Origin of the sequence: Paenibacillus sp. N3/727 (assembly GCF_022637315.1) — a bacterium.
In the GTDB taxonomy this organism is placed as follows: Bacteria; Bacillota; Bacilli; order Paenibacillales; family Paenibacillaceae; genus Paenibacillus_AQ; species Paenibacillus_AQ uliginis.
In genome coordinates, this window is the sequence record NZ_CP093336.1 from 664,567 (window position 1) to 678,058 (window position 13,492).

The 13,492-nt window shown below is 45.7% G+C and carries 13 protein-coding genes; 7 read left to right on the forward strand and 6 right to left on the reverse strand.

The genetic code is table 11. The features are described 5' to 3' along the window. Positions 1 to 19: 19 nt before the first annotated feature. Positions 20 to 1,147: an MBL fold metallo-hydrolase gene (locus MNQ98_RS02985; protein ID WP_241933827.1), complete on the forward strand. Its 1,128-nt coding sequence runs from the start codon at positions 20 to 22 to the stop codon at positions 1,145 to 1,147. Between the two features lie 85 nt (positions 1,148 to 1,232). Further along, positions 1,233 to 2,009 (forward strand): sulfite exporter TauE/SafE family protein, encoded by a 777-nt coding sequence (locus tag MNQ98_RS02990; RefSeq protein WP_241933828.1) that lies wholly within the window; start codon positions 1,233 to 1,235, stop codon positions 2,007 to 2,009. Positions 2,010 to 2,094: 85 nt separating this feature from the next. Here MNQ98_RS02990 and MNQ98_RS02995 read toward each other — a convergent pair whose 3' ends face one another. Both MNQ98_RS02995 and MNQ98_RS03000 read right to left on the reverse strand, forming a co-directional pair. After that, a complete protein-coding gene (locus MNQ98_RS02995; RefSeq protein WP_208916045.1) occupies positions 2,095 to 2,586 on the reverse strand; it encodes a cytochrome c biogenesis protein CcdC in 492 nt (163 codons plus the stop codon). Between the two features lie 144 nt (positions 2,587 to 2,730). Further along, positions 2,731 to 3,441: an MBL fold metallo-hydrolase gene (locus tag MNQ98_RS03000; RefSeq protein ID WP_241931857.1), complete on the reverse strand. Its 711-nt coding sequence runs from the start codon at positions 3,439 to 3,441 to the stop codon at positions 2,731 to 2,733. Between the two features lie 718 nt (positions 3,442 to 4,159). Between MNQ98_RS03000 and MNQ98_RS03005 the strand changes: the two genes are divergently transcribed. From MNQ98_RS03005 to MNQ98_RS03020, 4 genes are all read left to right on the forward strand, one after another. Next, positions 4,160 to 5,338, forward strand: coding sequence for an FxLYD domain-containing protein (locus MNQ98_RS03005; RefSeq protein ID WP_241931858.1), 1,179 nt, complete (start codon positions 4,160 to 4,162; stop codon positions 5,336 to 5,338). A 13-nt stretch (positions 5,339 to 5,351) separates the two neighbouring features. Continuing rightward, positions 5,352 to 6,587 (forward strand): S1C family serine protease, encoded by a 1,236-nt coding sequence (locus MNQ98_RS03010; RefSeq protein ID WP_241931859.1) that lies wholly within the window; start codon positions 5,352 to 5,354, stop codon positions 6,585 to 6,587. Between the two features lie 160 nt (positions 6,588 to 6,747). Continuing rightward, on the forward strand, positions 6,748 to 7,272 hold the full coding sequence (locus MNQ98_RS03015) for a sigma-70 family RNA polymerase sigma factor (protein ID WP_241931860.1): 525 nt from the start codon (positions 6,748 to 6,750) through the stop codon (positions 7,270 to 7,272). Then, positions 7,265 to 8,665 (forward strand): DUF4179 domain-containing protein, encoded by a 1,401-nt coding sequence (locus tag MNQ98_RS03020; protein ID WP_241931861.1) that lies wholly within the window; start codon positions 7,265 to 7,267, stop codon positions 8,663 to 8,665. Before MNQ98_RS03015 ends, MNQ98_RS03020 begins: the two co-directional genes overlap by 8 nt. Positions 8,666 to 8,791: 126 nt before the next feature. Here the strand turns inward: MNQ98_RS03020 and MNQ98_RS03025 are convergent, their stop codons facing one another. Further along, positions 8,792 to 9,418, reverse strand: a complete 627-nt coding sequence (locus MNQ98_RS03025) for a helix-turn-helix transcriptional regulator (RefSeq protein ID WP_241931862.1) — start codon at positions 9,416 to 9,418, stop codon at positions 8,792 to 8,794. Positions 9,419 to 9,648: 230 nt separating this feature from the next. Then, positions 9,649 to 10,638, reverse strand: coding sequence for a copper amine oxidase N-terminal domain-containing protein (locus MNQ98_RS03030; protein WP_241931863.1), 990 nt, complete (start codon positions 10,636 to 10,638; stop codon positions 9,649 to 9,651). Between the two features lie 185 nt (positions 10,639 to 10,823). Between MNQ98_RS03030 and MNQ98_RS03035 the strand changes: the two genes are divergently transcribed. Continuing rightward, positions 10,824 to 11,876, forward strand: coding sequence for a lactonase family protein (locus MNQ98_RS03035; protein ID WP_241933829.1), 1,053 nt, complete (start codon positions 10,824 to 10,826; stop codon positions 11,874 to 11,876). Positions 11,877 to 12,585: 709 nt separating this feature from the next. Here MNQ98_RS03035 and MNQ98_RS03040 read toward each other — a convergent pair. Beyond that, positions 12,586 to 12,870: a hypothetical protein gene (locus MNQ98_RS03040; RefSeq protein ID WP_241931864.1), complete on the reverse strand. Its 285-nt coding sequence runs from the start codon at positions 12,868 to 12,870 to the stop codon at positions 12,586 to 12,588. Then, positions 12,870 to 13,169 carry a DUF2089 family protein gene (locus MNQ98_RS03045; RefSeq protein ID WP_241931865.1) on the reverse strand — a complete coding sequence of 100 codons (300 nt, stop codon included), beginning with the start codon at positions 13,167 to 13,169 and terminating at the stop codon, positions 12,870 to 12,872. Before MNQ98_RS03045 ends, MNQ98_RS03040 begins: the two co-directional genes overlap by 1 nt. Between the last annotated feature and the right edge of the window lie 323 nt (positions 13,170 to 13,492).

Below are 13,492 nucleotides of genomic sequence, written 5' to 3' on the forward strand. Positions count from 1 at the left end.
ATAAAGGAGGCAATACATGATGTCAGTCATCGAAATGCACGCAAAAGAAGTAGCAGAGAAGGCGATTGCCAAAGAGAACTTTTTCATACTGGACGTTCGAAATAAGACAGACTTTGAAGATTGGAAAATCGAAGGCGAGAATATCGAATATCTGAATATTCCTTATTTTGATCTGCTCGATGGTGTAGAGGATATTCTGGATCAGATTCCGGCAGATAAGGAAGTAATCGTAGTATGTGCGAAGGAAGGCTCCTCTGTAATGGTTGCAGAGATGCTGGCAGAGCACGGCCGTACGGTCGGGTACTTGAAAGGTGGGATGAAGGCATGGAGTGAGCATCTTATGCCTGTGAAAGTTGGGGATCTGAAAGACGGTGGTGAGCTGTATCAGTTCGTCCGCATCGGTAAAGGGTGCTTGTCCTATATGGCGATCTCGAACGGTGAAGCCGCGTTATTCGATGCGACCCGCATGACGGACGTTTATATCGATTTTGCCAAGAGTGTAAAAGCGGAGATCAAACACGTGTTTGATACTCACCTTCATGCAGACCATATTTCCGGTGGACGGATCATTGCTGAGAAGACCAACGCCATGTACTGGCTTCCTCCAAAAGATGCCGGAGAGGTTGTATTTCAATACCAGCCGCTGGAAAACGGTGATGAAATCGTGATCGGAAGCACCAAGATTAACATTGAGGCACTCTACTCTCCTGGACACACGATCGGATCTACATCGTTTGTGATCGACGATCAGTATCTGCTTACAGGCGACATCCTGTTCATTGATTCCATCGGACGACCGGATCTTGCGGGACTTGCGGAGGACTGGGTAGGTGATTTACGCGAAACGCTTTATGCCCGCTATAAAGAGCTATCAGATGAACTCATCGTACTGCCGGCTCATTTTATGATCATGGAAGAACTGAACGATGATGGCACCGTGGCGAAAAAGCTGGGTGAGCTGTATGCATCGAATCATGGCCTGAACATTGCGGATGAAGAAGAGTTCAGAACGATGGTGACGAAAAACCTTCCGCCGCAGCCGAACGCTTATCAGGAAATCCGTCAAACCAATATGGGTAAAATCAATCCGGACGAAGATAAGCAGCGTGAAATGGAAATTGGACCGAACCGTTGCGCGGTTCGTTAGAAACAAAGGGAACCGATTCGGTTCCCTTTTTTAAAGACATTAATAGATAAAGTGTTATTGAAGAAGGAGGATAAATGATATGGATATGAGTTTTGCATATATAATAACCATTTTCTTAATCGGATTTATTGGCTCTTACATTTCAGGCATGGTAGGCATCGGCGGCTCCATCATCAAATATCCGATGCTTCTGTATATTCCACCGTTGTTTGGATTGGCTGCATTTACCGCTCACGAGGTATCCGGAATCAGTGCCGTGCAGGTGCTGTTCGCAACGATAAGCGGTGTGTGGGCTTACCGTAAAGGCGGATACTTGAACCGAACGCTCATTATATACATGGGTGCTGCGATTCTGGTCGGCAGCTTTATCGGCGGATTTGGTTCCAAGTCGATGAGTGAAGGTGGCATCAACATCATTTACGGAATTTTGGCGCTGATCGCCGCTGTGATGATGTTCATCCCGAAAAAAGGCGTTGACGATATCCCGCTGGATCAGGTGGAATTCAATAAATGGCTTGCCGCTGTACTGGCCTTGATCGTAGGTATCGGAGCCGGTATTGTGGGTGCGGCTGGTGCGTTCCTGCTGGTGCCGATCATGCTTGTCGTATTAAAAATTCCTACCAGAATGACCATTGCATCCTCGCTTGCTATCACGTTTATTTCTTCGATTGGTTCCACGGTCGGGAAGGTTACGACCGGACAGGTTGAATATTTCCCCGCTCTTATTATGGTTATTGCCAGCTTGATCGCTTCCCCGCTTGGCGCTTCTACCGGTAAGAAGGTTAATACAAAAGTGCTGCAGATTATTTTGGCTGTTCTGATACTGGCTACGGCCATCAAGATTTGGATTGATATATTGTGAAACAATCATGTGAAATAAAAAAAAGCTGTCCGGATACATACCCGGATAGCCCTTTTTACTTGGTATTTCAATGAATCGGTTGTGATTACACCATCGGTTCAGGACGAGTAATCTGATGATATTGGCGGTACATAGAAAGACGCCAATGGGTAATCATGCCGTAGGCAAGCAGAAAGAACAGTGCAGCTGTCTGCGGAATGGAAATATGCTCTTCAATATATCCGTGGAGCAGCAGGCGTACAGTAAGCAGTCCGAGCAGAATGTATACAAAACTACGGGATCGTTGAATGAAGATTTGACCGTCCACCTTCTCGAATTTCGTTCCACGAATGAGCGGGTATGAGAAGATAAACCATCCGACAAGAAACGCTAGAATCCCCCACAGAATCGGGATTCTAACTTGTGGCTCGACAAACATCAAGAATCCTGTTGTCATGCCCAGCGGCGGAATAATAATCTTTTTAATAGTAACAGGACGATTGCTTGCTTTCATCCGAATAAAGATAACTGCGAGCGCCATGACCAGCATTCCGATCGTGGAGCCTATTTTAAGAATTGGGGAATTCAGATCAATCACAATTGAATACCTCTTTCCATCAAAAATGTCACACTTCATGCCCATTAATTATAGCACAGAACGATGAAGGAAAAAATTCAGTATAATAGCGTATTAATCTTCTGAAATGTGTCATTCGGTCAAAAATATTACGGATAATGACGTTTACTTGCTAAATGCGTTTTCCGCTTGTTGAATTGCCCGGTTCATAGAGGCAAAAGGATCCGTCAGTAGAGAACCATGGCCGCAGCCGAGTAGGGTGGGCTGAAGTGCTGCCAGTTTTTTGGCACTTTTTAAGGCAGTCTCTTTATGCCAGGTAGCCATGGCCGGAAATGGAAATAACCAACGTTTATCTCCGGATACAGCGAGTCCCGCACGGGTCTGCCACGCGTCTCCTGCAATGAGGAATCCGCTGCGCTTATCGATAAAAGACATATGACCGGGAGTATGACCGGGGGTGGATATAGCTTGCAGAGAGCCAACCATATCACCATCTTCAAGCAGCCGGTCGGGTGTGGATGTAATGCCTTTCGGTATTCCGCCTCGAATCGGCGTCTGTGGCTCGCCTGGTTCTAACTCCGTGTTGCCTGTCAGCAGTACGGCATCCCGGCGGGAGATGAGCACTTCCGCTTGGGGGAGTGACTGTTTTAAACCGTCCAGTGAACCGATATGGTCACCATGGGCATGGGTAAGCAAGATCCGCTTGATGGGTTTGCCCGCTGAGGCGGCAGCCTCTAAAATCCCCTTTTGACAAAATGACATACCGGTATCAATCAAGGTAAATCCGTCATTTTCCTCCACTAGGTATACATTTATAGGAAACAGCCGCGGCATGAACGATAATTGTATGACTTTACCTTTAATATTTTTTTTCATTCGAATTCACTCTCCAATGAACTAATGTTATTTATATATTAACTAATATCATTAGTTTATGCAAGGAGTTTATTTCTATTTATTTTTTCTTACTTAGTATATAAATCGATCAAACATAAAAAAATTAATATTTCTTCCAAATTTTGAGTGCATTTTCGTGAATTTTGAGTTACCATAATGTTATGAATACGGAAAAAAATGTAGATAATTGACCAACAACACAGAAGAAAGTGAGGCTGTGCTAATGGATCTGTACAAGCGTATTACAATATTTTTAATCATGTATACGATCTCAGCATACTTATTGTACATAGCGGGGAAGCACACTCCCTACTTGCTCCCCATTATCTGGTTTGCGGCTCTTATTTTGCTCATATGCGGTCTTTGCTATATTTTTTATCATTATGTATTCCGACACAAAAGAAAACGAAGTCGTTGATTGTCATATCATTAGAGCTCACTGTCCTTAGGGACAGTTTTTTTGTGTTTGCTGAGAAATTGTATTATTTCCGGGGAAATTCGTCATTTCGTGACGTTTTATGAAGAATAGCCCCTTTTACCTAGTCGTATTTTACTATATGATATGGAGGAAAATATTACATGTTCACGGAAACGGATCGTTTACGGCGTTCTAATGGGGGAGAACAAGTTGTATTGTCATGCATGTGGTGCAAAAAATTCATCAAGTCAGCTCAAATGCTCATCATGCGGTGAGGTGTTGGTTCATACTCGGACCGCTTCAACTGCGCGGGCAGGCTCTGCTTCATCCAAGGAAATAGAAGGAGCCGCTAGAAAATCGGGAGATTCTATGGGCGCTCAGCACACCGATGACCAAGGGAAGTCTGTACGAAAGAAGGGAAGCCCTTTTGCATGGCTTATTCCGCTGATGCTGCTGCTAACAACAGCTATGGGGCTGTCTGTGTATTATGTATATGAAGATAAAGTCAATAAGGATGTCAACCAGCTCCAAATGCAAGCTCAGAAGAAGGCACTGGAAGGGAAATATGAGGAATCCATCAAGCTGTTGGATACAGCGCTTACGAAGAGACCGGATCATTATGGGATATTACTCGACCGCGGCATTGCGGCTGAGGCTAATGAATTGGAAGAACAGCTAGCTCAGGCCCGCAGTAGTCTCAAAGCCAAGAAGATTACAGCTGCTGAGAAAAAACTTGGGGAGCTGAGCAAAAAGCTGAAATCCCGTTCAGAGCCATTGTTCAAGCCGCTGAAGAATGACTTGTCCAGCTCACAGGTTACATTGTCTGTTATGAAAGTTAAGGCCGAGCTAGATCAGCTGGCGACAGTACCCAAGCTGGCGGAGAAGCTGGAAACCATCAATAAACTGAAGGGAAAAGAAGCTGCAGAGCTTGAGAAACAGATTATTTCAAAAATCATTGAAGTTAGTCTGAGTGATGCAGCGGAAAGATTGAAATCGAATGATTTCTCTGGAGCAACTCTGGCGGTAGAAGGTGGTCTGGCATACGCCAAGGAGGATAAACGGTTGATCGAGCAGAAAGACCGAATTCTTCAGGAACAGGCTGCTTTTGAACGGGCAGAGGCCAAGCGAATTGAGATTGCCCGGCAGAAGGCAGCGGAAGAAGATCTGGTTAACCGTACAGCTGCTGTAGAAGTTGTTCATATGAACACGGTGCTGGATGATTACGGAGATCTGCGAGTCGAGGGACAGGTTAGGAATGTAGCAACTAGACCGATCTCTTCGGTTCTGATTGAACTTTCCGTCTATAATTTGGACGGGTCGTTCCTTGGAAGCGGAACGATTGATGTTTCTCCTTATGTACTGGAACGCGGGCAAAGCGGAGAGTTCAGGTCGGTTCTGTACGGTGCTTATACCGAAGGCCAAGCCGTTGTAGACAACATCACGTGGTATGTGGAATAGGGGGAAGACGTTCATGAACAAGAGGATTTTGGCAAGCTTCCTGTCCTGCATCATCATACTTGGAGCTGGTGCCGTTGGAGCGGTCTGGGTTTACGTTACCGTAGCGAAGGAAGGGCAACAGGGACCGCTACTCGCTGCTGTCGACAGCGTACAGACTTCGCAAGAGAGCAAGGGGGGAGAAGCGAAGGCTAACGATGTTAAGAGTACTTCGGCTCAACCTGACAACGACAGAGGAAATGATGCTAAGGATCAGTCCAGCGAGAAGGATTTAACCGTAAAGGAGATCATTAAGCAAAGCCAAAAGAAAGTGTTCACCGTCAAAACGATGGATGGCCTCGGCTCAGGATTTCTGTTTAACCGCTACGGTGATCTGCTCACCAATGCGCACGTTGTTGAGGGACACAGCGATGTGACCGTGACTGGACTAGACAAGCAGGAATATGCCGGAACGGTCATTGGGATCGGGGCTAGCATGGACGTAGCCGTTATTCGGGTTCCAGGACTGGCAGGTAAAGACCCGCTGCCGCTGGAGACCCGAAACAAGGCGGAAGTCGGAGATCCGGTGCTTGCACTCGGGAGCCCGCATGGTCTGGAAAATACGGTAACGACCGGAATCATTAGTGGACTGGATCGGGAATTTGAGCTTGATCCATATGTCTACAGCAATCTGTACCAGACCTCCGCACCCATTGCTCCAGGGAACAGCGGTGGACCGCTCATTAACTCGGACACTGGCAAGGTGGTCGGTATCAACTCGGCGATCATGACACAGGGAACGATAGGCTTTAGTATTCCGATCAGCCAAGTTGCGGCTATGATGGAGGAATGGACAGGACATCAAATCGACGGAACCTCGAACTCTACCAAGACGGCATCCGCCCCAAACACTGCGTCCTCTGCGCCTGCTTCAATCAGCAAGGAAGAGGCAGAAGGTCTTGTCATCCAATATTATTTAAGCCTGAGTGTGGAAGATTACGTAACGGCGTATTCTTTGCTCGGCAGCCAGTGGCAAAAGGGAACGACCTATAAGCAGTTTCGTGAAGGCTATTTAAATACACAGCAGGTGACAGTTGATTACATATCAGCCCTGACTGGAACGGGCGGAAAGACGGAAGTGAGCGGACTCATTACAGCGGAAGAGCGCAAAAATGGTGTCGTTTCTTATCGGCAATATGAGGTTTCCTATAAGATTGGATATGAGAATGGAGTTCTGAAGATGCTGAAGGGCTCAGGCAAGCCGCTGGAATAATTCCGGCGGCTTTATTTCTCGCAGAAACAGCCGCCGTCCTTTAAGGACGGCAAAGCCGTTTCTACTTGGTGAAAAAATAAAACGTTTTACCTCAGAGGTCAGTCTAATAATACAGAACTAACAATAAAGAGGGCTAGAATTCGGGGGAAGGAGCCTCGTCATGGAAGAAAGAGAGCTGGCTGCAGCGGCTTGCAGAGGGGATGAAGCAGCATTTCATGCCCTGATTACGGGGCAGAGGAGACGGCTGTACGGTATTGCTTACAGCTACTTGCACAATGAGAACGATGCGCTTGAGGCGGTTCAGGAGACCGTCTGCCGGGCATGGAGCCAATGTGGGCGTCTCAGAAACCCTGAAGTGTTTGTGTCTTGGCTGATCCGAATTTTAATTAACTGTTGTGTGGATGAGCAAAAGCGAAGGAAGCGCGTTGTCCCATACGAAGAGATAAGTACTACAAGCACGGGGGAAATGATCAACGATAGCAAGCTTGATCTGGAACGCGCACTGAATCGGATGAAGCCTAAATATCGTCATGTTTTGATTCTAAAATATTATCAGGACATGACGGTAACGGAAATCGCCAAGGTGCTAGATTGTCCTGAGGGGACTGTGAAGACAAGACTGCACCAGGGATTAAAGCTGCTGAGGCAAAAAATGAAGCCGGGAGGTGCGGCAATCCATGTATGAGAAAGAAGAGCGGATGCTTAAGAGTTATTTTCAAGACGCTGAAGCCAGTGCGGCAGACGTATCGGATGACGCATTGGAAGTCGCTATACAGGAAGGGATTCGTAAAGGAAGACACTCCAAGCGATCCCGTGTACGGTACAGAGGAATGGCCCTCCTGGCAGGAGCTTTAGCTGTAGTAATTCTGTTGGTGCTGAGCGGTTCTCTGCAGCAGACCGAACGGATGGCTTCCGGACCTTATCCTCCGCTTAAGGGGCATGATTTCGGGGAGGACATTACGCTGAATACGGCCAATAAACACGGGATGATTCAGCCGGTGGGCAAGTCCGTAACGAAGGGGGACTACACGATTACTGTAGACGGTGTATTGGTCGGATCCCAGCAGCTGAAGGTGCTGTATACGCTGGAGAATCGGTCTGACCGGAAGGCGATTATAAGGGAGACAAAGCTAACCGATCTTGTGGGAAGCGAACTTCCAGTAGGTACCCATTATGAGGGGAGCAATGAATTGGAGCCGGGTGTTCATCATTTGGAAAACAACTCTATTTTCTCGGACGCCCATTCCATACCAGACCAATTATCCGTCCAGTTCCGTGTTGCGAGGGATTCGGCCAATGCCCGTGTCCGTATTCCAACAGAGGATGAAGAGCTGCTGAGTATAGACCTTACCCTGGATCTGGATACCTACCGGAAGTATATTCGAACCATTCCGCTGAATAAGGTGATCGAGATTCAGGGACAGAAGATGACGATGAGGGAAGCTGTGTTTTCACCAGCGGGCATTGCCCTGAAAGGGAACATTGATGCAGGGAATACGATGAAGGTGTCGGGGCTGTGGGAAGGCTATTTGGAATCGGTCAAAGACGGGAAGACCACTCGGCTTACAAACTCTTTGGGTTGGGGACCAGGTAAGGATGGAGAAGTCACTTATTTCTTCGACAGCAATGCGTTAGATCAACCCGACTCGATTTCTTTGAAAGCGGGGGGCCTGTATGCGGTGGACCCTGCCAAGATGAGTATTGTGGTGGATACGGAAAAAAGGGCTGTGTTGAGCTCGCCAGACAATAAGATGAAATTTGGTCAATATACAAGAAAGAAGGAAGGTCATACTCTTACACTAGAGTACGAGGAAGAAGAGAAGATGAATTATGGCAGTGTTCAATATGATGAAGAGTTCATTGACGGGGAAGGGAACAAACATAAACTGGATGATTCATCGAGAGGAGTTCGATCGACAACGAGCTCAAATTCCGAGACAGGATGGAGCAAAACAACGGAGTATTTGTATCTTATACCGAAGGAGTACCCGCAGCCGTTGACTTTTACATTAACCAGCTATCCGGGTGTTATCGAGAAGGATATCGAGTTGCCTATTCCATATAATCTTAACCTCTAACGGTATAGAGACTGCCAATACAAGAAGGAGCTGCCCCCGCCTAACCGGTGAGGATAGCTCCTTTTTGAAAACTACAGTATAAACTCTGTTCAGACAGACCGTTGATTGCACGGACCCATGTTTCTTCTATTCTGTTATCACATAGACACACCGGCAGCCTCCACTTGCGAGACATTCCGTCCGTTCCACCTTCGCTTGTAGCAGAGATGAAAATAACTCCAGCTCACAGCTGCAGGCCTGATTATACCGGTTAGCAATTTGAGAGATCGGACAGTTATGCTCTTTAATAACATATTTGCCATCATCGGTTTGCTCACATTCAGCCATATACCCGTTGTCATTTTGAATGTCGGTCAGGGTGCGTACCCGATCAGCCAACTCTTTGCCGGAAACTCCCGATTCGTAGCGCTGCCGCAGCTTGTTGCGCCGGCGTTCAAAGAGCCGTGTGACCATTTCCTCGCCGGCTTCCTCGGTCAGCTCGTCGAGCAGATCCAGCGTAAGCGTGGAATATTTGTTCGGAAAGAGCGACTCTGCATGCGGTGAGAGACGGTACAGGGCAAGCGGACGACCCATGGCCTGACGAATCAGCTCGGTCTCAATGACGCCATCCTTTTCAAAACTACCGAGATGTCGGCGGACAGCCATCTCGGTGACGAGCAGGGTAGAAGCTATCGACTTGGCGCTGAGAGGCCCCTGAGTCTTTAACATATGGAGAATGGTATCCCGGGTGGACAGTTCCTGTATCTGTTCCATCTTGATCACCACCTGATAGAATAATGAGAAATATATATATGAGAATTATTATCGCTTATACGTGAGGACCTGTCTACCCGAGAGATCTTTCCTCCCCTAAAGGTACTACCTATGATATATGTCTGTGGAAAGGAAGTATGTCTGCATGGGCGATCAAAAATAGTGAATAGTAAACACCCTGTCCTCAACCGTTTGACGGTATAAAGACAGGGTGTTCATCGGTATAGGGCTTACTCTGTAATATCAATCAGATCGTAAATGAGCCAATGGTCGTTATTCTTTTTCAACCAGTACAGGGAGGAGGAAGTGTATGTGTCTCCATCCGCATCATCGGTTTCTTCCGCATAAATCACAGCTTCATTATCCTGATACAGGACGATATGGGAAGCGTCAGCTTGGATATGGAAGTTCAAATCATCAAAAATACCTGCGTTAATCGCTTCATTCATCATTTCAAAGTAAGGGGATTTCGGATAAACCGTTGACAATAGAGTTACGCGGTCCTCCTCGTTCATTCCCTTGTAAAGAGTTTGAAGTGTATTCAGCATCGCGGTCTGTTCCGCTTCTGGCACTACTGGCTTCTGTTCGAGGAAACCGTCCGGAACATGATACTCGATATCGAGCAGAGTGTTATCGTATTCTTTCCACGCACCTGAGGCATTCTTTTTCAAGATTACATCGTAATATATGGTGAAGTCCCAGATAAATGGTCCGCTGGTACGCTCGTAGGTTTTCTCAACGCTGGCCACAACGGATGAGCCAGCTACCGTTACGTCATAAGCGAAGGAGGACACTTTGACATTGTATCCAGCCATTTCTTTATAGCTCTGCTCGTACTCTTTATAGCTAGGTGATTTCGGATGAATTGCCGTCATCGCTCCCTTGAAATCGCCCTTGCTTTCTGCAGTAGCTTGGTTTTTATACAGCTTTTTGATTTCAGTACTGGCTTTATCCGTAACTGTTTTGCGGTCGATTTTGATCGTGCGGGCTTTGGCGTCCCACTTTACGGGCAAACCTGTGGATTCAGCTACAAAACGAAGGGGTACGAGTGTATGCCCGGCATTTGTATAAGGGGCAATGGGAAGTTTCGTCTTCTGCCCGTTTACATAAGCAATGGTTGATCCAAGCTTCATCACCAGCTTCTGGTCGGCCAGTGTTCCGGTAACCTGCTTGGTGGCGGAAGTCCAGGTTACCTTATATCCAAGCGCCGTACATGACAAACCCAGTAGGGGCAATACCTTTCGATTTATGCAAATATTGGATATATAATAGATGTATAACGAAAGTAATCTTTTCGTGAATTTGAGGAAGGAGGGATAAAGGTCAGCCGGCGTTGGGTAATACATTATAACGGAAGCAATCACAGCAGTTTCTTTCAGAAATTAAAGGAGTGTGGGACGACGTGATGATGGAGCAGGACGTTTATTTTTACATAGGAACCTATGGTTCTGACCAAGACAATGGTATTTATTTGGCTGCCCTTAACCGGGAGAGCGGAGAGATGCAGCTGCTGGACGGAACATCGGGTATTGAAAATGCAACCTATTTGGACTTTGACGAGCTACACCGTGTGCTGTATGCAGTCAGTGAAAAAGAAGCTAGCGAGGTCGTGGCATACAGCGCTGATCCAGAAACACGCAAGCTAAGCGTACTCAGCCGCAAACCGACTGATTCCTCGGGAACCTGTCATGTATCCCGTTCGAGGGATGGGAAATATTTGTTTACAACCGGCTACAGTGACGGGCGGATTACGGTGTTCGCGCTGGAAGAAGGGGGGGCCGTCGGGGAAATCACTTCCATTATCCGCCACAGCGGACGAGGACTGAGGGATGACCGACAGTCCGAGGCACATCCGCACTCCATATTCGAGGATCCTCACCATAAATATGTGGTGGTCAGTGATCTGGGGATGGATGACGTCAACTTATACCGGCTCGAGGATGGGAAGCTTGTGACCCACCGGGAGATTAGTCTGCCGCCTGGGTCCGGTCCTCGCCATATTGCCTTCCATCCGTCAGGGCAATGGGTATATGGCGTAAATGAGCTGAATAGTACGGTTACCGTGTACGCATATGACGCAACGTTTGGAGACCTGAAGATGCTGCAGCATTTTTCCACCCTACCGGAGGACGTGGTCATGGATAACACGGGCGCCCATGTTCTCGTTTCGCTATGCGGCCGCTTTCTGTATGCCTCTAACCGGGGCCATGACAGTATAGTCCAGTATGAGATCGATACGGATACCGGTATGCTGCGTGCGGTGAATTGGATCTCCTCCGGAGGAAAGAGCCCGCGTCACTTTAACATTCTGCCAGGCGGCTTCCTCGTATCCGCTAACCAGGACAACGGCTTAATCGCAAGTTATAAAATCGATAAGGATACAGGCAAGCTGGAATCGACCGGATATACGATCGAGGTTCCACGCCCGGTGTGCATCTGTCCGGTGGAGAAGGCGTAATAGTAGGAGATTATACGTAAGCTTTTTGAATATTGAAAAGGGTGTCTCAGGGGTTGAACTGGGACATCTTTTTCTGCTATAGGACGCAACGAGTACGTATCGTTTCTTACAATCGCTCCTGCCCCCGAATTTCTGGAATATTCCTTCTCTTCAAGAGTAATAGCGATTCAACATTGGCCCTTTAATCTGTTTTTCCAGAACAGACAAAAGCCTCATCCATTTGGATGAGGCTAGTCAGAAGAAAATAAATAAAACGATAGTATCAGAAGAATCGGGTGTCTCGAAAGCGAGTTTATATAACCATTCAGATATCCGCGAGAGGATCGAATCCTTAAGCTGTCAACAATCACAAGCACCTACTCCATAAGGAAAAAAAGCGTGAGGTGAATGATGCGAATAAGGATGTACTCATCGAAACGTTAAAACGCAAAATCAAAGCACTGGAGAACAAGAACAAAGAATTACGAGAAAAAATGAAAAAGGCTTATGCTCAGATTCACAAAAAATTTTAGTTGCACTTCATTGAGCTAACGGGCAGTTTAGTTAACAAAGAGTTTCATCATTCATTATCTTTAACTAGTCTAGAAGATAGCAATTAGAAATCAGAAATCAGAAAGGCAAAAACATTTTAAGTAATACCATTTACATAGAAGGAAAGATCATCTAATTCCAAGAGATAGTCTTTTTGTTATTATTCTTTAAAATTATACTACTTCATATCGTGAGTTTTTATCTTATCCAATTCTTTTTTTCTTTTCTGGTTAAGGGCTTTTCTTCCTGCACTCCATTCTGCAATAAGGAAAAGTAACCCTAATAGTAGATAAAGGATAAACCCTACAGTACTTTCGATACGATCCGTAACAAACATCCATGTTAAAAACACAATATAGGATGCTGGTATAATCGCTCCCCAAAAAACGTTGTTCCGAGTTGAGAAAAAGTATTGGACTGCTAATATCCCGACAATAATTAAAAGTCTATATATATCATCCATTATGGTTCTTTCCTTTCTTGTTTGTATTTTTCAATGATCAGTTTTGCGTCCTCTACGCTTATGCGATCATCAATCGAGAGATTTTTGATAAATTTGATGAATTCCTCGTTATCTATAGCGTCATTGATTTTTATTTTCTGGATTAATCTATCGAGCTTTAGCCTTACTGTTGGATATGACACTTCATATACTTTTGCAATTTCTTTCAATGAACCTGATTTGAGTACAAAATTTTTAATGAATTCCATGTCTTCATTGTCCAAGGATAATATCCAATTCGGCACATTTCTAATATCCATATTCCCCTCCTTCTTCAATAGTAGATTAACAGATGGTTTTAAAAAAATCAAATATAATTTTAATATTATTAAAGTAAATATTTATTGAATATTTTATTATTTACTTATAGAAGTTAAAGTTAAAGTTATTATTCTTATATTCGCAGGTGGAGAGAATAGAAACGCTTATAAAATGATTCTGTTTTTGGATAGTGTAAAGTTATGAATTAAGTGTTCGCCTAAAAGCTTTCCAACGGAAAGCTGCATCGGAAGCATACGCTCGTGTCCTCGAATTTCTTCCTCATAGGAATAATTCAAGAAATTCGGGGGCAAGAGCGATCGTA

What these genes read in the sequence shown, in the direction of transcription:
- MNQ98_RS02985 (WP_241933827.1), top strand. Translation starts at nt 20, where the DNA reads ATGTCAGTCATCGAAATGCACGCAAAAGAAGTAGCAGAGAAGGCGATT.
- MNQ98_RS02990 (WP_241933828.1), top strand. Translation starts at nt 1,233, where the DNA reads ATGAGTTTTGCATATATAATAACCATTTTCTTAATCGGATTTATTGGC.
- MNQ98_RS03000 (WP_241931857.1), bottom strand. Translation starts at nt 3,441, where the DNA reads ATGAAAAAAAATATTAAAGGTAAAGTCATACAATTATCGTTCATGCCG.
- MNQ98_RS03010 (WP_241931859.1), top strand. Translation starts at nt 5,352, where the DNA reads ATGAACAAGAGGATTTTGGCAAGCTTCCTGTCCTGCATCATCATACTT.
- MNQ98_RS03015 (WP_241931860.1), top strand. Translation starts at nt 6,748, where the DNA reads ATGGAAGAAAGAGAGCTGGCTGCAGCGGCTTGCAGAGGGGATGAAGCA.
- MNQ98_RS03020 (WP_241931861.1), top strand. Translation starts at nt 7,265, where the DNA reads ATGTATGAGAAAGAAGAGCGGATGCTTAAGAGTTATTTTCAAGACGCT.
- MNQ98_RS03025 (WP_241931862.1), bottom strand. Translation starts at nt 9,418, where the DNA reads ATGGAACAGATACAGGAACTGTCCACCCGGGATACCATTCTCCATATG.
- MNQ98_RS03035 (WP_241933829.1), top strand. Translation starts at nt 10,824, where the DNA reads ATGATGGAGCAGGACGTTTATTTTTACATAGGAACCTATGGTTCTGAC.
- MNQ98_RS03040 (WP_241931864.1), bottom strand. Translation starts at nt 12,870, where the DNA reads ATGGATGATATATATAGACTTTTAATTATTGTCGGGATATTAGCAGTC.
- MNQ98_RS03045 (WP_241931865.1), bottom strand. Translation starts at nt 13,169, where the DNA reads ATGGATATTAGAAATGTGCCGAATTGGATATTATCCTTGGACAATGAA.